Genomic DNA, 21,465 nt, shown 5'->3' on the forward strand with positions numbered 1-21,465 from the left:
CTATCGCAAGTTTGACCAACACTCGACAGCACCAAAATATTAACAAACTAAATTAATCAATTCACACTTTTATGAAACAACATGTGCTCACAACGTTGTGTCTCATAGCCTGTAGTTCGATGCAGTCTTTATATGCACAACAGATCCAAATTGCTGGTAAAATCACAGACAGCAATGGAAAACCAATTAGCGGAGTTACAATAAATGTAAAAGGCGCTAGCCAAGGGACCTCAACAAACGAAAATGGCCTGTTTACCTTAAACACAAACGCCAATGCGACATTAACTATATCTGCCGTAGGTTATAGCCGACAAGAAATTCAGGTCAATGGCCGAAAAACCATTAGTATTTCACTCAACAGTGATGAACAGGCACTGGACGAAGTCATTGTCATTGCCTACGGAACGGCTAAAAAGAGCACCTATACAGGTTCGGCAGCACAAGTAAAATCAGATGCCATTGATAAACAACCTGTCACTTCTTTTGAAAAAGCACTTACTGGCCGTGTTGCAGGTCTGCAAATGTCAAATGGATCTGGTCAGGCAGGTGCAACTTCAGCTATACGCATTCGAGGCATAGGCTCCATGAACGCGTCGAACGAACCACTCTATGTCATTGACGGTGTTCCAGTCATTTCGGGTAGTGTCGGACAGATGGGCGACTATATTGTCAATACTAACAACGTCATGAGCACATTAAATCCCAGCGATATCGAATCTATTTCTGTGCTTAAGGATGCTGCCGCCTCATCCCTTTATGGGTCCCGCGCGGCAAATGGTGTCATCATCATCACCACAAAAAAGGGAAAAAACGGAGATCCGAAGATCAATGTCAAGTCCTCTATTGGCATTAGTCCTTCCTGGGCAACCAAAAATAATGAACCTGCTTCGGTACAGGATCAAATCAATATGCTTTATAGTGTTTTATACGATTCTAGAATAGCAGCTGGTCAAACGGCTGAACAGGCGAATAAAAACACCTTATTCCGCTTAAATTCTTTGGACTGGAATCCAAATTCGGCAAATTACGGTAAACCAACTTCTTCTTATGGTTTTGGTATTCATGGCTATCAATTCAGCACGGATGGAACCTCACAATGGGAAAATGTACATATCTCAGGAAAAACAGATGGTGTAGAGAATCGAGATGGTAAGTATTATGACTGGAACAAAGCATTGTTTAGAACCGGGATATTCAACAGCAACGATATCTCGGTAAGCGGAGCAACAGAAAAAACCAATTACTATGCGTCTTTAGGATACACGCAAGACAAAAGCAGGATTATTGAGAATAACTTCGACAGAATCAATGGTCGGATTAATTTAACGCAAAAGATTGGGAAATATCTCGAATTTGGTTCAAACGTCAACTACGCTAAAAACAAGCTTATTGGGATGAATGACACCAGGAATACAGGAACAAATTACCTGTATCAAGCGAGTAATTTATTATGGCAGATGTATTGGCCAACTGATTATAAAACAGGTAACGAATATACAGCACGTTATGGTAGTCTCGCTTATAATCCACTGTATTACAACAAGGAATGGGAAAACTCTTCGAAAACAAGCAAATTATCAGCTATAGAATCTTTATCATTAAAGCTATTGCCTGAACTTACATTGAAGACTATTTTCTCCTATGACCGGACCGAAGTCAAAGATCATATCTATTACAGTGCTAAACATTATAACGGTATGGCAGACAATGGCCGGGTCACAGAGGTGTCTACGTCCATTGAAAAATTGGTATCATCCACAACCGCCAATTACAACAAGAGTTTTGGCTTGCATAATATCGGGTTATTAGCTGGTTTCGAAGCTGAAAAAAACACGACTGATTTTATCCGTGCTACAGGTAAAGATTTACCATCCTCATCACTTCATACAGTCGCCACTGCAGGTATATTGGATGCGTCCGCCTATTCTTGGGGCAATAATATGATGTCTGTACTATCGCGGGCGGAATATAACTACGATGAACGCTATTTTGCCTCGGCATCTTTTAGAAGGGACGGTTCATCCCGCTTGGCACCAGGTCCTCGTTGGGGCAACTTTTGGTCTTTAGCTGCTTCCTGGAATTTGGCCAAGGAATCTTTTATTAAAGAGATTGAAGAAATCAATAACCTAAGAATTAGAGGTTCCTATGGGGTAAATGGAACATTACCTACGGATCTTTTTGCCTGGCGCAATTTAACAAGTTATTCCAACAAATATATGACGCAGCCAGGTGGTGGGCTTAATAATTTAGGCAATCCGGACGTCGCTTGGGAGAAAAATTACTCCACAAACATCGCATTGGAATTTGGTCTGTTCCACAATAAACTATTCGGTACAATTGAATATTTTAACAGAGACTCGAAGGATCTTTTACAGAATGTTCCGATCTCCACAATTACTGGTTTCGGCTCCATATTGCGAAATGTTGGCGAAATGAACAATAAAGGTATAGAGATTGAACTGGGCTCAGATATTGTTAGAAATGAAAATTGGAAATGGACATTAAGTGCAAATACCGCAATTATCAAATCCAAGATTACAAAACTATATGGTGGACGAGATATCGTCTGGTATGATCCCACAGGTGGAGACGATAGAGCTCGATTTATTTATCGCGAAGGAGAATCGTCTTTATCTTTCTTTGGGTTGGAATGGGCAGGTACCGATCAAACCAATGGCAAAAACGTCTGGTATACAAACGACGGCACGGATGGCGATTTTATCTTTAACGGAAAAGCTGCAAGTTATGATTACAAAAAAGCTAAACAAACCATCATCGGAAATGCTAATCCTAAACTATATGGCGGTATAAATTCTGACATCGATTATAAAAACTTTTCATTGGGATTGAACTTTGCTTATAAAATTGGCGGCAAACTTTATGATGCGACATCCAAAGATGTTGCCGATGACGGCTATTATTGGGAACGAATTCATGCCGCTTATTTTACAGAAAATAGCTGGTCACCTTCAAATACGGATGGAACTTACCCGATGGTTACCGGAAGAGATCTGGAAGATGTGAACCAGATCAGCAGTAGACAACTGTTTGACGCGTCATATCTTAGATTAAAGAACATTTCGTTGAGCTATAGATTACCAAATGAATTTTTAAAACGAGCTGGCATCTCCAATGCAAGGGTATTTTTCAATGGAAGCAATTTATTGACTGTTTCGAAATACAAGTATATGGATCCAGAAGTTAACCAATTTGGTACGCGGGGCTGGGAAACACCATTGGCAAAAACGTACACTTTCGGTGTTGAATTTAGTTTTTAACGAAAAGAAACAGTATTATGAAAAAGCTTTTTATTGCCTCGTGCATAACAATATCATTAGCAATCAGCTCTTGTAGCAATTTTTTGGATGTCACACCGACCAATATGGGGGACTCCAATACCTCCATCCAAACTGCTGCTGACGCAAAGGTTATTATGAATGGATTAATGAGTAAAATGGCAAATGTTGCCTACTATGGACGAAATTTCCCGCTCTATGCTGATGCCAAAGGGGGGGACTTTACGATTGCATCCCAAGGCCGCGGTTATGACTATCTTTATGTATTTAATCATTCGGCCTCTTCTAATCCCTATTCAGGCATCTGGACACAAGGGTTTCATACACTCGTGCAGATCAATAATCTTTTGACAAATATCGATAAACTAATCGCTGCCGGTTCGACAGAAAATTTTAATACGTATAAAGGACAAGCATTGACCGCAAGAGCCCTCATCAATTTTGATCTTGTCAGGTTGTACGGAAAACCCTACAACATGGAAAAATCTGCCCTTGGTATCCCTAATGTGACGAAAGTACTCGAATATAGCGCGCAGGAAAAACGTATCTCCGTTGAGGAAAACTACAAACAAATAGTACAGGATCTAAAGGATGCAGAAAGCTTATTGCCAAAATCCAAATCGGATGGATATTTCAATTTTTTCGCCAATAAAGCACTGCAAGCTCGTGTGTATCTCTATATGAATGATTATGATAACTCGTTAAAATCAGCGCAGGAGGTCATAGACTCCAAAGTCTACACATTGTATAGCAATGAAAACTGGGTGAAATCCTGGACAGGTATGTTTGGAACTGAATCTATTCTAGAATTGGGTGTCTATCCGAATGAAGCTGATGCGGGGACTAGTTCTCTGGGTGCGATGTTCCGCAGAAAAGGACATGGCAGTACAGCCATATTGGGAAACTTTATAGCCGCAGATCCATTCTTGGCCAAACTTAAGAAAGACGAGACAGATGTCAGATGGGGTGTTATGGCGTACGATGAAGTCGGCACCACCCATTTAGGAGCGGTCTATAAATATAGCGGTAGCACCACTCTTGCTGGTGATAAAAATTCAACAGCAAATAGTACCGCAGTCAATATTAAGGTCATCCGTTTGTCCGAAGTATATCTTATCGCTGCTGAAGCTGCTCTATTAAAATCATCTCCTGACAAGGCCCTTGCAGCAAATTACCTGAATGCAATACGCCAACGTTCTCCAAAATTAGATGTCGCGACCTCAGGCACGATTACTTTAGATATGATTGCCGATGAGAGAAGCAAAGAGCTCCTTGGAGAAGGTCATCGCTTCTTTGATATGATGCGCTGGAACAAATCGATAACTTTTGATGATGATTTAGGAAATATAAGCACAACAAATAGGCAAAAAACGATCGATAGAACTTTCTTTAAAACCATTCTTCCTATTTCACTGGATGAGATGAATGCAAACCCAGCTATAGCAAATCAACAGAATACCGGCTACTAGTAGTCTCAAAAAAGGAAAAAGGTCACAGCCTATGCTGTGACCTTTTTCCTTTTTTGAGCTATATTAGGCATTGCTAACTTATCTGATTTTTATACTGCTGTTGCTTTGGTTTTTTCAAATCGATCACCCAACCATTAACTACGGCGTAAATAATCTTTCCTTCTTTCCGAAGAAAGAAATCCGCCTGAGCTCCGAGAGCTAATTGTTGTGAAAATTCTATAGCTTTTTTAGTTAATACACGAATTGGAAGGTTATGCAAAAATTCTCCCGGGATCACATTTTCAATAATAACAGCGGCATAGCCTTTTTCAAGTAATCCCATCACGATGGTATCATCTAAATCGATCAGGGAAGCAAATGGCTCCATATACATCTTGGCTGGGGCAAACTCCATTCCTGCAACATCAATATCTACATAACCATAAAAATCTTGCAGATCGCCAATATCCTCTACTATCCCCTCCAGATAATAGTCAGAGCCTATCGTCTTTTCATTTTGCCGGATGGCGACATCGACAAGTAATGGTTTTCCACTCCGCTCAATGGTCAAATTTCTCAGCAACACATCATGGAGCTTTTCATCATTGAAGGGAATTGCATCGTAATCGGTAACCGAATGCCGTTTAAAGGATTGATCAGCAATTTCCTCAAATGCTTTTAACAATGCTACGAAATTACATTTTCTGACCAGCATTTTTTCGGTATCACCAACATAAGCTCCTGATTCAATTAAAATCGTCCTAGCGCCCCATTTTTGAAAATTATCACCGAAACCGCGCGGTGTATGCTCATCGTCATACCTTGCAACTGCCTTTGGAACAAAGTCCTGAAGGATTTTATTTATTCCAACAATCACCCGCATCGCATCTCTCCGAGTTTCATTGATACTCCGCGCATAATCATAAGCAGGTGCCAATAAGGAAATTGTTACTGGCGTATTTGTTCCGGGAATATTGTAGTAATTGTTTTGGTTATGCAGGTTAAAGGCAAAATCAGGTTTTAGCAACATGGCTTGCGCCTTCAATAAGGCTCCTTCCACTGTTGCTGTTGCCCTTGCATCTCTGTTCATATCCACATCCATGGTTGTCCTACGCTGAAACCGTTCTGTTCCATCAGGATTTAGCATCGGAATAAAATATAAGGTCACTTTTGATGCTATGTCATCTCTAACCGCATCAAAACCATCATCTTTTCCGTTGAAAAAATTAAATAGATCAAACAAGGCCATTGTTGCTGTAGGTTCATCACCATGCATTTGCGACCATAAAAGTATCTTGATTGGCCCTTGTCCGTATTGTAGTCGAAAGATCGAACGATCTTCGGTAGACTTGCCAATTTCCGCTACAGCAAAACGTCCAGAGCTTCTGATATTTTCTAATAACGGCAAAATATCAGCATGTTTAAATCTTCTATGCATCAAAGCCTTTTCTTCATATAAAGAAAAGGCTTTGATGAAATCAACTTTTACTAATTTCATATTAATCTTTTAATGCAGGCTCCATTAAAGCAATCGTTCCTTGCGAAGCATCTACACGGACTTTTGCTCCTACGGGCAAAATAAACTGTTCGGCAATATGACCAACGACAGCCCCTGTATAAGCGGGTATTTTTAACGGTCTGATATAATCATTGAACAGTTGGTCAAGTGTTACGGATCCATAGCCACCAGATGGTTTACAATTGGTGCACTTGCCAAAAATAAAACCCTTAATCGCACCCAGTACACCAGCATTTTTCAATTGACAGAACATGCGGTCAACACGTTCCATATCTTCGTCGACCTCTTCAAGAAAAAGAATTTTATCTTTAAAATCTGGCAGATAAGGTGAACCACATAAGCCGGTCAACACGGTCATATTTCCACCCAGCAATACCCCATCTACTATACCAGGATGAATTGTGGCAATTCGGTCTTTGGTCTGCACAATGCTATCACCTTTAGACTTGGGGTTTTCAAATATTGCTGGCTGATTGGCTACAAACTGAGCATTGAAAGCCTCTGCAAGCTTCTTAGTCCAGGTACTGATCCCCACTGCACCATGAAACGTTATAAGTCCTGTCTTGGCATATAATGCCAAAATTAAGGCTGTTATATCTGAATATCCCAATAAAATTTTTGGGTTATTGGCGATCAGTCTGTAATCTAATCGATCTAAAAGACGTGATGTACCCGAACCTCCTCTGATGCAAACAATCGCTTTGACGGTCTTGTCTGCAAACATATCATGAATGTCTGCTATACGCTCCTGATCTGTACCGGCCAAATTACCGTAGCGGCTGCGTATATGTTTACCTTCTTTTACTTTAAAACCTAAGGTCTCAAATATCTCACGTGCAATACTAATTGATTCTTCATCATCCAATACACCAGCAGGCGTTATTAAACCTACGATATCCCCCAATTTTAACCTCGTTGCAAGCAAAGCAGCTTGACCGTACAATTCGGCTTTATCTCCGGTTGGCTTCCCCATTCCCAGTACAGGAATAGACAACACGCTTAAAGCAATCGATTTTAGAAAGGCTCTTTTTTCCATTGCTAAATACTATCGGTTGAACAACAGACGTTCACCAGCACCTTTCTCAATAAGTTGTCCATTGGAGAAAGCAAGTTTACCTGATACGAGAGTATGTTCAATCGTTGAACTAAATGTGTGCCCCTCAAATGGTGACCAGCCACATTTCGACAGGATATTCGCTTTCGATACCGTATAAGGTTTATTCAGATCGACCAACACAAGATCCGCCCAATATCCCTCACGAATGTACCCTCTATCTTCAATTTGGAACAATGTAGCTGTATTGTGTGCAGATTTTTGCACCAATTGTTCCAGGGTCATTTTTCCTGCTTTGACCATATCTAACAAGGCTTGCAACGCATGCTGTACAAGAGGTCCTCCGCTTGGTGCTGAAACATAGGGCTGAGATTTCTCCTCAATTGTATGCGGAGCGTGATCTGTCGCTATCACATCGATATGTCCATCCAGTACAGCTTTTAAAATCTGATCGCGGTCATTGGCTGTTTTTACAGCTGGATTCCATTTGATAAAATTACCTTTTGAGGCATAATCCTGATCAGAAAACCAAAGGTGATGAATACAGGCTTCAGCCGTTATTTTTTTATCCTTTAGTGGAATATCATTATTAAATAATGCAATTTCTTTGGCGGTTGAGATATGAAGGATATGCAAGCGTGTATTGTGCTTTTTTGCCAGCTCGACAGCTTTTGACGAAGACAAATAACAAGCTTCCTCAGAACGAATCAAGGGATGCATCTCAATTTTTAATCCATCCTCGCCATATTTTTCCTTAAATAGGGCCAAATTCGCCTTTATCGTTGCCTCATCTTCACAGTGCGTAGCCACCAAGGTCGGAGCACTTGCAAAAATACCTTCCAACGCTTTTTCATTATCAACCAGCATATTGCCAGTAGAGGAGCCCATAAAAACTTTTATACCACAGACATTTCTTGGATTCGTTTTAAGTACCTCCTCAAGATTATCATTAGCTGCCCCCATAAAGAATGAATAATTGGCCAGCGCATTTTTTGCCGCAATATCATATTTATCTTGAAGCAATTGCTGGGTCAACGTATTAGGAACAGTATTAGGCATTTCCATGAAAGAGGTTGTCCCACCGGCAACTGCTGCGCGACTCTCATGCCATATATCCGCTTTATAAGTTAAACCGGGTTCTCTAAAGTGAACCTGGTCATCAATAAGTCCAGGTAGCAAGTGTAGCCCCTCAGCATTTATTTCCTGATCAGCAGGATGATTAATTTCCTGAGCAATCATTTCGATTCGACCATTGCTGATATATACGTCAGCAACCTCAACTTTACCTTCATTGACAAGTTGCGCAGATTTTATAAGAATAGATGACATGTTGAAATTTTTACTTTGCTTTAGGTCAAAAGTAAAGATTTGTTGTGGTGATATCAAGTTATCTCGATAAAGAGTTCCCTATAACGACGACAATTTCTTCCTTAAATTCTCGCCTTCCTCTTATGTCAAATTTGAAATATCCTACTCGTATTTGTCTAGATTTGGCGCAAAACAAATCGCATTAAATCTAAACTCCGGAAGTTAATCGCATAAAAAAAGAGGCTAAAGCCTCTTTTTTTATTCTTTATCGAATTTGTATCCTACTCCTTTTACAGTGGTTACATAATCGTCACCTATCTTTTCGCGCAGCTTGCGGATATGGACGTCAATTGTACGATTGGTTACCACAACAGAATCTTCCCAAATACTCTTTAAGATCTGTTCGCGTGTAAACACCTTGTTCGGTTTTGATGCCAATAAATACAATAGTTCAAACTCTTTCTTTGCTAGAACGATCTTTTGTTCCCCTTTATATACCAAGAAAGAATCTCGATCAATGACCAAGTCGGCAATTTCAATTTTATCCTGAACAGAGGCATCTGACTCTTCGGAAGCATTTCTTCTTAAGATAGCATTGATGCGGCTCATTAAAGCACGCGGCTTAATTGGCTTTGCTATATAGTCGTCTGCACCGACATGAAATCCTGCGATCTCCGAATACTCTTCGCTTCTAGCAGTCAAAAATACCATGAATGTACTTTTGAATTCAGGCATTGCGCGCATGATACGACAAGCTTCAATTCCATCCATCTTTGGCATCATCACATCCAAGATGATAAGATCAGGATTTACTTGTTTGGCAACGTTGATTGCCTCTTCCCCATTTTGCGCTGTAGAGACCTGATAACCTTCACGATTTAAGTTGAATGCAATTAAATCCAAGATATCCTTTTCGTCATCAACAATTAAAATCTTTTGTTTCGAAGAACTCATTTGTCTTATTTTTTTTGCTAAATTATAAACAAAATGATAACAATCAGTTAATCTAATGTTACCAAATTATTAAGTAATATAATATTTAACAATAACACATTGATTACTTAATTGTTTTCTTCAAAAATGCCTCTAACTCTTCTCCACGCAAGTTCTTTGCTATAATAATGCCGTTCGGATCGAGAACATATGAGGTAGGCAAGGCTTTCACACGGTAATCAATGACAACCGGTGAGCTCCAAGCCTTCAAATCTGACACATGTGTCCAAGTTAACTTGTCATCTTCAATAGCACGCATCCAGGAACCAGGATTATCATCAAATGAAACGGAGAGTATATCAAAGCCTTTACCATGATAGGTATTGTACAACCTAACGAGATTAGGGTTTTCCTGGCGACAGGGCATACACCATGAAGCCCAAAAATCCACCAAAGTATATTTCCCTTTAAAACTCGATAATTTAACTTCTTTATTTGATGGTGTAAAAGAAGTCAACTCAGGAGCAGGTTGCCCAATTGCCATTTTTTTCAGTTTTTGGGTCTCCTCTTTAAACTGTGTTACATATCTGTTCTCCGTAAATTCATTTTTTATTTTATCTGCATAGGTAATGATTTCATTTTCGGCTACTTCAGGATCTAAGGTCGAGATTGCATAAAAACCTGCAAGATCATTATGTTTATTCGAGAAATCGACTGCTTTTTTTGTATATGTACGCAATTCTTCTGCAAACTTTGCTTTATATTCAGCACGAATCTTTTCGATCTCAGCTGCTGTCGAATTGGCCGTTAGCTTTGAAAACACTGTCTGCAATGAGTCCTGTAGATAATCGCGATAATTTCGCTCTTTGGCAAAAGGCTGTATAGTCTTTGACAATTCAGAACCATCAACCTGGTAATCATTTACATCTTTATGCAAATCTGTCTTAAATGTAATCGTTTCTCCCGGAGAAGCAATTAAATCGTACCGATTTTTACCAACACGCAAGGACAACAATCTGGATTGGCTAGCAGGTCGTACGAACTGAAATTTGTTATTATCGCCAAAAAACATAGAATCCAGCTTGGTATCGCCTTCATACAATGAAATAACTTTGATATTGCCAGGATTTTCGACATTTCCAGCGATGGTAAACTGTTCTTTATTTTGGCAACCCATCATCAAACCAACGATCCCTACTGCTAAAAAAACTGCCTTTTTCATCCTTTTATTTTTATTTGTTAAGTACCTATTCCCAATTACGCAAATGGCTTTGCTCTGTTTGATTCACGCTACATGTCACAGCTTAAAGAATCGTAAAAACTATCAGATTTATTCGAATCCTCCAAGGAAGAACTCGAATAAATCTGATGGCTTCGTATTGTATATTTAGGAAATAAAATCATCTATTTACATCCTAGTTTAGCTAAGTAGCCTGTTCAACTACCCTAAAATTTATTTCAAGAAATCTATTGCTCGCTCAATTGCACCTTTTAATCCGGCAGGGTTCTTACCTCCAGCTGTTGCAAAGAATGGCTGACCACCGCCACCACCTTGGATATCCTTGGCTAGATCACGAACGATATTACTTGCATTCAATCCTTTTTCTTTAGCCAATTCATCTGATATGACGACTGTTAAACTTGGTTTACCATCAAATTCAGCACCGATAACCAAAAATAAGTTGTTAACGGCACCCTTCACGGCATAAGCCAAGGTTTTCACCGCCTCTGGACTCGGTAGATCGACGATTGTGGACAAGAAATTAATCTCGCCAACCTGCTGGATCTTTGCTTCCAGATCTGACTTTAACGCTAAGGATTTTTCTGTAATACTTTTCTCTACCTCTTTTTTCAAAGCGCCATTCTCATCGATGATTTTACCCAGTGCAGAAACAAAATCCTTCGGATTATTCATGAGCTCTTTCAGGTGGTGAACCAATTCGAAATGTTCACGGATAACAGCTGCAGAACGAGTTCCAGTAATCGCTTCTATACGACGTACACCAGCTGCTACAGCAGATTCCGAAACGATTTTGAAAAACCCTATTTGCCCTGTTGCTTTAACATGTGTACCACCGCACAATTCTTTAGAATATTGATCTTCGAAGGTGATTACACGAACAAAATCGCCATACTTCTCACCAAATAGTGCTGTTACACCCGAATCCAATGCTTGTTGATAAGGTACATTTCGTTCCTCCTTCAACGGAATATTTTCACGAATTTTGGCATTGACAATATCTTCCACCTGTTTGATCTCTTCTTCTGTCATTTTTGCAAAATGAGAGATATCAAAGCGCAAAATATCAGCGTTGACCAACGATCCCTTTTGATTCACATGACTTCCCAACACCTGCTTTAAGGCAGCGTGCAGCAAATGGGTTGCGGAGTGATTGTTCTCAGTATCGATTCTTTTGGTTTTATCGACCTGTGCAACAAATGTTCCTTTCAATTCCAGCGGCAATTTGTTTGTAAAATGTACAAATAGACCGTTTTCCTTTTTCGTATCTGTGATATAAATCTTTTCTCCAGTTTCTTCGGAAACCAATTCTCCAGAGTCGCCTACCTGGCCACCACCTTCGGCATAAAAAGGACTAACAGAAAGCACCAATTGGAATTGCTCTTTATTTTTCGCAACAACTTTACGGTATTTAATAACTTCAGTAACAGCAGTCAATGCATCATAGCCTACAAATTCAAATCCCTCTTCATCATTTACCACAACCCAATCACCCGTATCTATAGCAGTGGCAGCACGAGAACGATCTTTCTGAATTTGAAGTGCTTGGTTGAAACCTTCCATATCAACTGTTAAACCTTTTTCGCGCGCTAGCAATTCCGTCAAATCGATAGGAAATCCATACGTATCGTATAATTCAAAAGCAAAATCCCCGTTAATTACGGTGTGGTCCTCCACATAATTTTCAAAACGTTGGACGCCCGTAGACAACGTTCTTAAGAATGAAACCTCCTCTTCCAAGATTACTTTCTGCACAAAATCCTGCTGCTGGATCAATTCGTCAAATACTCCGGCGAACTGAGCTGCCAATACAGGTACAAGTTCATTGATAAAAGGAGCCTTAAAGCCTAAAAATGTATAAGCATAGCGTACTGCACGACGTAAAATACGACGGATCACGTAGCCAGCTTTATTGTTGGATGGCAGTTGACCATCGGAAATTGCAAAACTAACCGCACGAATATGATCAGACACTACCCGCATGGCAATATCAGACTTTTCATCTATACCGTATTTTATACCTGATTTCTCAGCAATAAAATCAATGGTAGGCGTAAATACATCTGTATCATAATTGGAGGTCTTCCCCTGTATACATCGCACCAAACGCTCAAAGCCCATTCCCGTATCCACATGTTTAGCTGGTAACGACTGAAGTGAACCATCTTTCAACCGATTAAATTGCATGAAGACAAGGTTCCAGATCTCAATTACTTGAGGGTGGTCTGCGTTGACCAAACTCTGCCCTGAAGTCTGTATGCGCTCTTCCGGACTACGCATATCGAAATGGATTTCGGAACAAGGTCCACAAGGTCCTGTCTCGCCCATTTCCCAGAAATTATCTTTTTTGTTACCAAGGAGAATTCTATCTTCACCAATCCATTCTTTCCAGAAATCGAAAGCTTCCATATCACGTTCTAAGCCTTCTTTTGCATCCCCCTCAAAAATAGTCACATATAAACGATCTTTGTCTAATTTATATACTTCTGTCAACAGCTCCCAAGCCCAAGCAATAGCTTCTTTCTTAAAGTAATCACCAAAGCTCCAATTTCCCAACATCTCAAACAACGTATGGTGGTAGGTATCGATCCCTACTTCTTCCAAATCATTGTGCTTTCCGGAAACACGCAAACAACGTTGCGTATCGGCAACACGCGGAAATTTAATGGGTGCTTCACCAAGAAACAAATCTTTGAATTGATTCATCCCCGCATTGGTAAACATTAATGTCGGGTCATTTTTTACAACTACTGGTGCTGAAGGTACTATCTGATGCCCTTTACTTTTAAAAAAGTCCAGAAAGGCTTGACGAATTTCTCTACTTGTCATTTAATTATCTAAAAATATGTGCAAACTTACTCAAAATTGGTAGGTTATGCAATGTAGAATTCCATATATTGACCTTGAAACGACTGTTTTCTCTAAACGACCAAAACTTCAATATTGACTTTTCAAACAAAAAAATCAGGAGATAACATACAGACAATTAGGGTACACTTATTTTGGATGTGACAGAAATCACAAACTGATATTAAATACAACATTTTAAAAGTGTTATTAGTTATTCATTTTTGTCTAAAGCGCGTCAAATTCAACACGTAAAACAACAAAAACTATTTGACTTAAGGTCATTCACAATTACATTTGTTTTATTACATTTGATAGTAAAATAGGGAATCTAGTACACTTTCACGCACATTCCCTAAATGCAAAATAAATAAGATTAGATTTTGTAGATTAAATTCCTTCTAATGAAAAAAAACATTCTACTACCGGTAGATTTTTCGGCTCATTCTAATAATGCTGTAAATTACGCAGTGGACCTTGCTCTCGAAAAGGGGTATTCTATCCATCTTTACCACAATTATACTTCGGCTTCTGCTGTATTTGAGGACGAAAATGGCCGTAATGAGACTAATTCTCCAACATTCAAAGCTGATATTCTTATTAAAAATCTGGCAGAATCAATAAAATTAAAGCATCCTACGCTTGAAATAACCACCCAATGTGAGCGCGGTATGATTACTGAAACACTACCGGAGCTCGCCACCCCTAGTCGATTTGATTTTGTCATCATGGGGACTAAAGGCATCACCAATGACGATAGCCAACTTATTGGCAGCACGACCTATGTCATTAGCAAAAAAGCCAAAATACCTGTCTTGGCCATCCCCACTGAAGCGTCCTTTACACCTATTGACAAAGTTGGCTTACTGTCTAATTTTAAAGAAGAAGAGGTACAGACCGTACAAGATTTTGTCAACATCATCGGCAAAGACTTTGAACTAAAACTTATGCATGTTCACTACGATCATTCATCAGAAAACAGAATCGAAGACAAGCTTGAAGTATGGAAATATAAGATCAAAAAATATATTGGTGTGACCAATATTGCTATAGAAGTGGATTCAATACAAGGCGACATTGAGGACTTAGATACGGTTCCGGAAGTGATTAATGAGATGATCCATGAGGAAAAGATCAAAATATTATTGGTGACACGATCGAGGAAATCGTTCTTTGAACGTGTTTTTACGCGTTCCGTTGCAAAAGCATTATTTAGTCATCCCTTAGTTCCAATATTTTTTACTAAAGCATAACCTTATAGCCATGTCTAAACTATTAATACCAGTAGATTATTCCGAAAACGCACGAGTTGCCGCATTTTATGCAGCTCAAATCGCGACGACAACAAATGATGAGATTACACTCTTTCATTCGTTCACTTCGCATATCAACAAATTTGCAAATGCGAAGCATTTAGTAGACCCCACCGAGGGAGAAGCTCGCCGTCAGATGGAAAAACTTGTAGCCGAACTTCTACAGGAATATCCTTCGCTTAAAATTTCTACCTTATTTGCCAACGGTATTTTGGCTGAAACACTGGATAAACAAGAGATAAAAGAGGTCTATCAAACGGTGATTATGGGTACAAAAGGAGTGACCGGACTTGAATCTGTATTGATTGGAAGCAATACATATGATGTCATTAAAGAGTCGAAGATCCCTGTTCTAGCCATCCCAAAAAACGCGATAAAATTCAAAAATGACAACATCGCTCTATTGACAAATTTCAAACCCGGTGAACTTGAAGTGCTTAAACAAGCGATACCATTGTATGGGAAAAATTTCCATTTACAACTCATACATATCAATAAAAATGAACTAGAAATCAATATATTAGGAGAAAAACTTGAAAATTGGATTGAACAGATTATTGCTGAAACTGGGATCGAGGATATTTCCTATATCATCAAGTCGCCAAGTTATTTTGCAGGTTCACGAGAGAATATTGCTAACGGTATCCATACCATTATCCGGGATGAAGATATCGATGTTATTTTGATCACAAAAAGCAGAAAAACTTTTTTCCAAAACATTTTTACAGAAAATATTGTTAAGCATCTGGCTTTTGAAATTGAGGTGCCAAACTTTTTTGGGCGTGTAGAGTAACCAAATAATTTTTGGCAAATTTATTGCAAGAGTGTTCAGTGAGTTAATTTAACAACAGTATTATAGTAGATAATTTTACAAACACGCATTATGAAAATTAGCCTTAAAAAATCAGGATTACTTGTTGCGGCAGGAATTTTATCCACCGCATCCTTTGCGCAAAGCACAAAAGAAGCATCAATCGAAGGCACAACTCCATTAGGTTCGGCGACACAATATAGAACCTGGTCTATCGGTGTAGGGGCCGGTGTAACAAGCTTGCAGAATATCGCCAAGTTTAACAATGGTGGTTATGACAAACTAGACTGGAATTTAGGATATAGTGCTTATATCAAGAAACAAATCTCACCATCATTCGGATTGAAAGCAACTTATTTTGGCGGAAAGACAGCTGGTTATGATAACAGTGACAAGCAAACTGGATTCGAAACCAAAACTCCTTGGTCAGTTGCCTTATCTGGTGAGTTTTTAGCAGCCAACACGAATTGGAGATTTTTCAACAGTTTTATTAAACCTTATGCATCGATTGGTGTTGGGGTAATGAATGCTGAAACTGCTGCAATCGCTGGTGGTAACAAAGGTGAATATGGAGATTCCTATTCCAAAATCTTTGTACCTGCAGATTTTGGTTTGAAATTCGCTGTTGCCAAAGGCATCAATTTTGAATTGGGTTATCAATTGAATTGGGCGAACCAACGATTTGACAATCGTTACAATACAACTCCGCCACAACAATACAAAAATGACTTATTTACTTACGCACATGCCGGCTTAGAATTCGCCTTAGGCAGCAGCAGCAAACCTGCATTGAATAATTCGAATCCTGTCGCAACCCTTGTGAATGACTATACAGTAAAATACGATGATCTAAAAGCTCAAAATGATGCATTGAATGCTAAAAACCAAGCTTTGCAAGGTCAATTGGATGGTCTAAACAATGATCTAAAAGATGACGACGGTGACGGTGTTGCCAACAAATATGATAAATGTCCGGGCACACCTTCAGGTGTTCAGGTTGACGGATCAGGTTGTCCAATTGTCGTGAAAAACGAAACCAAAGTTGTTGAAAAAGTAGTGGTTACTGAAGCAGATCGAAAAGTTGTTGCTGAAGCGATCAAAAACTTAGAATTCGATTTAGGTAAAGCAACTATTCGCTCCACTTCGTATGCAACATTGAATAAAGTTGCTGCGTTATTGATCGAGAAGAATTTTAGTTTAAAACTCGCAGGTCACACCGACAATACAGGTTCACGTGAATTAAATATGCGTTTATCTAAAGAGCGTGCAGAGTCTGTAAAAGCATATTTAGTATCTCAGGGTGCTAATGCGTCGCGTATCGAAGCAACTGGATATGGTCCAGACCAACCAATTGCATCTAATAAAAATGCAGCGGGCCGCCAACAGAATCGCCGTGTTGAATTTACACTTTATTAATAACTAACAAATTACACTAATAAAAAGGTGTTTTAAACAGAAACACCTTTTTATTTACCAAACGTCATATTTCAACTACAAACCTATAGTTAATTTAATTTTTAACTTATTACTTTTACAGCGGTTTATACAAACACAAATTATATGAAACTAAAATTACAATTAGTACTTGCTCTAGCATCAGCGGGCTTATTTGCCAATAATGCAATTGCTCAAAATGCAAAGGTATCATCCATTGAGGGAACAACTCCATTTGGACCAGCTACACAATACAGAACATGGTCTATTGGTGTCGGTGCCGGAGTGACAAACCAAACTAACATTGCTGGTTTTAATCGTGAAGGATACGATGACTTAGCATGGAACTTGGGGTATAGTGCTTATATTAAAAAGCAAATCTCTCCTTCTTTCGGCATTAAAGCGAGTTACTTTGGCGGTAAAACAGGTGGCGCATTTAAAGATGGATCACAATCTTTTGAGGCTAAAACACCATGGTCTGCTGCATTGTCAGGAGAATTCCAAGCGGCTAATACCAACTGGAGATTCTTCAACAGTTTTATCAAACCTTATGCATCTATCGGTGTTGGGGTGATGAACAGCAAAACTACGTTGACAACAGGATCAACTTCCCAAGAAGCGGATGGTATTTCTAAAATTTACGTACCATTGGACATGGGACTTAAATTTGCTGTTGCCAAAGGAATCAACTTCGAGTTGGGTTATCAGTTAAATTGGGTTAACCAAAACTTTGACGGTATTCAAGGTGGTCAATATAAGAATGACTTGTTTACTTACATCCATGGTGGTTTAGAATTTGCATTGGGTAATGGTAGCAAACCAGCTTTGAACAATTCAAATCCAGTAGCAACCTTAGTTAACGACTACACATTGAAATATGATGATCTTAAAGCACAAAATGATGCTTTAAATGCTAAAAACCAAGCACTAAAAAATCAATTGGATGGTCTAAACAGTGATCTGAAAGATGATGATGGTGATGGTGTAGCTAACAAATATGACAAATGCCCAGGCACACCTTCAGGTGTTCAGGTAGACGGTGCAGGATGTCCAATCGTTGTGAAAAACGAAACGAGAGTGGTTGAAAAGGTTGTTGTAACAGAAGCTGACCGAAAAGTTGTTGCTGACGCAATCAAAAACTTGGAATTCGATTTAGGAAAAGCAACCATACGTCCTACGTCATACGCGACATTAAATAAAGTAGCCGAACTGTTAATCGAGAAAAATTTTAGCTTAAAACTAGCTGGTCACACTGATAATACAGGTTCCCGTGAATTGAACATGCGTTTATCAAAAGAACGCGCTGAATCGGTAAAAGCCTATTTAGTATCTCAAGGTGCTAATGCATCACGTATTGAAGCGACAGGTTATGGCCCTGACCAACCGATCGCATCAAACAAAACCGCTGATGGTCGTCAACAAAACCGTCGCGTAGAGTTCACGCTTTATTAATCGATATTCTTTGATTTATACAAGCCAAAGGCATCACTTCACGGTGATGCCTTTTTTATTACTCCTTTTCTTATCGAAACCTTATTCTTTAGTAAGGTAAACGTAAAAAGCTCCCCCTATTTAAAGTAAATAAACATTTGAGCAACAAAAAGATAACTTCCAAACAAACAACATAACACGTATTTTTAATAAAGCAAAATTTAAAAAATGCGTAGACCCCATGCTCTTGTGTTGGCTTTCTTTTCGTTGATCTTTTCCTCTTGTGAAAAGGATCCACCGCTTCACGAACCCGGATCAAATGAAACCATCAACCAGTGGACATTAGACCAAATGAAACGCTACTACTACTGGAATGATAAAATTAGATCAACCCAAGGTTACCAACAAAGTCCAGATTTATTTTTCAAAAGCATCTTATTTCCAGATGACCATTATTCCAGCATATTACAGACACTTAACAGCGACACCTATGGCAATACGCTGACGAACACCTTTGGGTTAGATATGGTACAACTCCAAACAACCGGTAAAACCATCCAACTGATCACCCAGATTGTTCCCTTCAGCGAAGGAGATTTAATGGGACTCAAACGGGGAGACAGCATAAGCCACATCAACAACGAGCCCATCGACCACAGCAACCTGAAATCGCTACTAAGCAAATCCTTACTTTTACCGGCAATGCATTTGACGCGAAACGATGGCAAAATATTTCATCTGCCTTCTTCCTATATTTCGCAGCCCGTCCTCTATACCGCTAAACTCATCTCCTCCTCCCCCACGGTAGGCTATATGTTTTTAAGTCAATTTGACTTTAGTGGGGCATATTCATTATTGGAAGCGGTCCAAAATTTCAAGTCCCAACAGGTACAAGAACTTATTGTCGATTTACGTTATAACCCCGGTGGACAGGTTGCTTTCGCCTCATTTTGCGCACTCTTATTGGCAGACATCAAGGAAAACGACATTTTTGCTAAATACCAAGGCAACAAAAATATCAAAAATAGAGAAGACAGCTTCGCAGCAGCACTGCAAGGTCAGCCCGATGGCTATTCATTTTCAGCAAAAGATGTTCTAAAACAAGGTTTACATTTAAAAAGAATTTATATGCTCACAGGGCCAAACACGGCATCCGCGTCCGAAATGTTAATTAATGGATTACATCCCTATGTACAGGTTGTACAGGTTGGCGATAAAACCTATGGAAAAGATATGGCATCGACCACGCTATCTACACCTGAGGAGATTCATGGCACTGAACGTGCTTGGCATTTGATTCCCATGATCTATAAAATATACAATAAAATGGGACAAGGAGATTATAGTAACGGAATTACTCCTTCTATCAAGATCGACGAATTTGCCTTTTTACCTTTGCCCCCAATAGGTGACACCAGAGATCCATTGATCCGGGAAGTATTACGAACAATTAGCGATAAAAACACCAGAGTCAAGGGCACTGTCAATACAACAGAAAAGACGAACATTTTATCCCCAAAATATAGAGGAAGTACTTATCAGGTAATACCTATCGAAGTAAGTAAAGAGGATAAGACCGAAAAATAATTTTATCAGTGTGCACAAGAATTTAATGAGGTGATGATCATACGTAGATCGGCTCCAGTCTGTCTATTTTTGGCTAATTTGCGAAGAGAAGGAGACAAAATTTTCGAACGAATGGTTCGTTCCTTCGATTCATAGTCCTGCACGATGTCTTCCAGCTGCTGCAACAGTTCCAAATATTGCCGATAAAGTTCATTCAGCTCCGCCATTTCATTCCGTAAGGCTAGCAGCGCAGCCGCATCAACGGACTGATCTACATCTCCCTGAATTTTCAGGGAGATAGCAAATAAATTGCGATGTTTTATAGCATTGATGCCTTTCATAGTGACTATTTTTTTGAATTAATGGCTTACCATTGATGTAAGTGTTGACAGGTATCTGTGTTTGTTTTGTAATGAGTTTTATTTCTGTAGCCAGATATTATCTAAACCATAGCCTATCCCTCCAATTTCTGAGAATGCATCAACATCAAAAGATGCATCGGATTCTTTTTGAGGGAGATATACAATACCGATATCTACCGAAAAATTAAAAAACAAAAAGACTTTTTGTCCATTTATAAGGATCGGTTTTAAATCCTTATCTAATACTTGCGCCTTTGGCACAAAAGTAGCGTCAATCGGTATTTTGATAAATTCTTCGGGAATTTTATCTGATATCAAGTCGGTAATCAGGATTGGATTTTCGTCATACTTGACCATATCCATTCCCCAACTTTCATCATAGACAGGCTTACCTTGATAAACCGCCAATCGAATTGGCTCACCATTAGGTGAAATTGTTTTATTATAATTTAAGATCTTTACTTGCCTCACACCCGGAATCGATTCGACATCATCTCCTAAGGGATTTGGCCCGACAACGAGTGACGGATCAACGGGACTTTTACTATGTACACCAAAGGTATTTAATCCTGATTTGAGCGGAAGCCGTTGCTCTAGGACGACCTGATCATTACTATTATATGCAACGACCGATGAAGAATCGGCATCTTTATTTCGTAGAAAAATAAAATTAGCATCGCTTGGATTAGCAACTTTTCCATCTATCGTTACTCTTTTTACATCCACCGACGCAGTGCTATAGGATATAAAAGCAATCCGGGCCAGTTCTTCAGTTTCTACAATAGGTTCACCTTTTTGACAGGAAGACAATAGGGATCCAATCCAAAGGGCTATAAAACAGAGAAATAAATTTTTAATCATCTATAAAGGATAAAGAAGTGAGCCATTGTATGGCTCACTCAA

At 39.2% G+C, this 21,465-nt stretch carries 15 protein-coding genes; 7 read left to right on the forward strand and 8 right to left on the reverse strand.

Annotated elements, in window-relative coordinates; translation table 11 throughout:
• The first annotated feature begins 71 nt into the window (after positions 1–71).
• Together GVK91_RS12745 and GVK91_RS12750 are read left to right on the forward strand one after the other, a co-directional pair.
• Entirely contained in the window at positions 72–3,278 is a 3,207-nt protein-coding gene (locus GVK91_RS12745; RefSeq protein ID WP_159729163.1) for a TonB-dependent receptor, read from the forward strand.
• Between the two features lie 17 nt (positions 3,279–3,295).
• The gene (locus GVK91_RS12750; RefSeq protein WP_153844990.1) at positions 3,296–4,765 is read left to right on the forward strand and encodes a RagB/SusD family nutrient uptake outer membrane protein; all 1,470 of its coding nucleotides are present in this window, start codon (positions 3,296–3,298) and stop codon (positions 4,763–4,765) included.
• Between the two features lie 73 nt (positions 4,766–4,838).
• Here GVK91_RS12750 and GVK91_RS12755 read toward each other — a convergent pair whose 3' ends face one another.
• The 6 genes from GVK91_RS12755 to alaS form a co-directional block, all read right to left on the reverse strand.
• A complete protein-coding gene (locus GVK91_RS12755; protein WP_159729165.1) occupies positions 4,839–6,242 on the reverse strand; it encodes a M14 family zinc carboxypeptidase in 1,404 nt (467 codons plus the stop codon).
• A 1-nt stretch (position 6,243) separates the two neighbouring features.
• Positions 6,244–7,299 carry an LD-carboxypeptidase gene (locus GVK91_RS12760; protein WP_153844992.1) on the reverse strand — a complete coding sequence of 352 codons (1,056 nt, stop codon included), beginning with the start codon at positions 7,297–7,299 and terminating at the stop codon, positions 6,244–6,246.
• A gap of 9 nt (positions 7,300–7,308) precedes the next feature.
• Positions 7,309–8,646, reverse strand: coding sequence for a dihydroorotase (locus tag GVK91_RS12765; RefSeq protein ID WP_153844993.1), 1,338 nt, complete (start codon positions 8,644–8,646; stop codon positions 7,309–7,311).
• A 237-nt stretch (positions 8,647–8,883) separates the two neighbouring features.
• The gene (locus GVK91_RS12770) at positions 8,884–9,579 is read right to left on the reverse strand and encodes a response regulator transcription factor (protein WP_075991688.1); all 696 of its coding nucleotides are present in this window, start codon (positions 9,577–9,579) and stop codon (positions 8,884–8,886) included.
• Positions 9,580–9,682: 103 nt separating this feature from the next.
• The gene (locus GVK91_RS12775; RefSeq protein WP_153844994.1) at positions 9,683–10,780 is read right to left on the reverse strand and encodes a TlpA disulfide reductase family protein; all 1,098 of its coding nucleotides are present in this window, start codon (positions 10,778–10,780) and stop codon (positions 9,683–9,685) included.
• Positions 10,781–11,011: 231 nt separating this feature from the next.
• Positions 11,012–13,627: an alanine--tRNA ligase gene (gene alaS / locus GVK91_RS12780; protein ID WP_159729167.1), complete on the reverse strand. Its 2,616-nt coding sequence runs from the start codon at positions 13,625–13,627 to the stop codon at positions 11,012–11,014.
• Positions 13,628–14,049: 422 nt separating this feature from the next.
• Here alaS and GVK91_RS12785 point away from each other — a divergent pair, with 422 nt between their 5' ends.
• The 5 genes from GVK91_RS12785 to GVK91_RS12805 all read left to right on the forward strand — a co-directional run bounded on the left by GVK91_RS12785 (position 14,050) and on the right by GVK91_RS12805 (position 20,221).
• Positions 14,050–14,898, forward strand: coding sequence for a universal stress protein (locus GVK91_RS12785; protein WP_153844996.1), 849 nt, complete (start codon positions 14,050–14,052; stop codon positions 14,896–14,898).
• A gap of 10 nt (positions 14,899–14,908) precedes the next feature.
• Positions 14,909–15,751: a universal stress protein gene (locus GVK91_RS12790; RefSeq protein ID WP_153844997.1), complete on the forward strand. Its 843-nt coding sequence runs from the start codon at positions 14,909–14,911 to the stop codon at positions 15,749–15,751.
• 90 nt (positions 15,752–15,841) lie between these two features.
• A complete protein-coding gene (locus tag GVK91_RS12795; RefSeq protein WP_120336541.1) occupies positions 15,842–17,185 on the forward strand; it encodes an OmpA family protein in 1,344 nt (447 codons plus the stop codon).
• A 144-nt stretch (positions 17,186–17,329) separates the two neighbouring features.
• Positions 17,330–18,655 carry an OmpA family protein gene (locus GVK91_RS12800; RefSeq protein ID WP_159729169.1) on the forward strand — a complete coding sequence of 442 codons (1,326 nt, stop codon included), beginning with the start codon at positions 17,330–17,332 and terminating at the stop codon, positions 18,653–18,655.
• A gap of 207 nt (positions 18,656–18,862) precedes the next feature.
• Complete coding sequence (locus tag GVK91_RS12805) at positions 18,863–20,221, forward strand: S41 family peptidase (RefSeq protein WP_159729171.1); 1,359 nt, start codon at positions 18,863–18,865, stop codon at positions 20,219–20,221.
• Positions 20,222–20,226: 5 nt separating this feature from the next.
• Here GVK91_RS12805 and GVK91_RS12810 read toward each other — a convergent pair whose 3' ends face one another.
• Complete coding sequence (locus tag GVK91_RS12810) at positions 20,227–20,541, reverse strand: hypothetical protein (protein WP_159729173.1); 315 nt, start codon at positions 20,539–20,541, stop codon at positions 20,227–20,229.
• A 78-nt stretch (positions 20,542–20,619) separates the two neighbouring features.
• Positions 20,620–21,423, reverse strand: coding sequence for a hypothetical protein (locus GVK91_RS12815; protein WP_153845001.1), 804 nt, complete (start codon positions 21,421–21,423; stop codon positions 20,620–20,622).
• Between the last annotated feature and the right edge of the window lie 42 nt (positions 21,424–21,465).

This window comes from Sphingobacterium sp. 18053 (assembly GCF_902706145.1).
Taxonomy (GTDB): Bacteria; Bacteroidota; Bacteroidia; order Sphingobacteriales; family Sphingobacteriaceae; genus Sphingobacterium; species Sphingobacterium paramultivorum.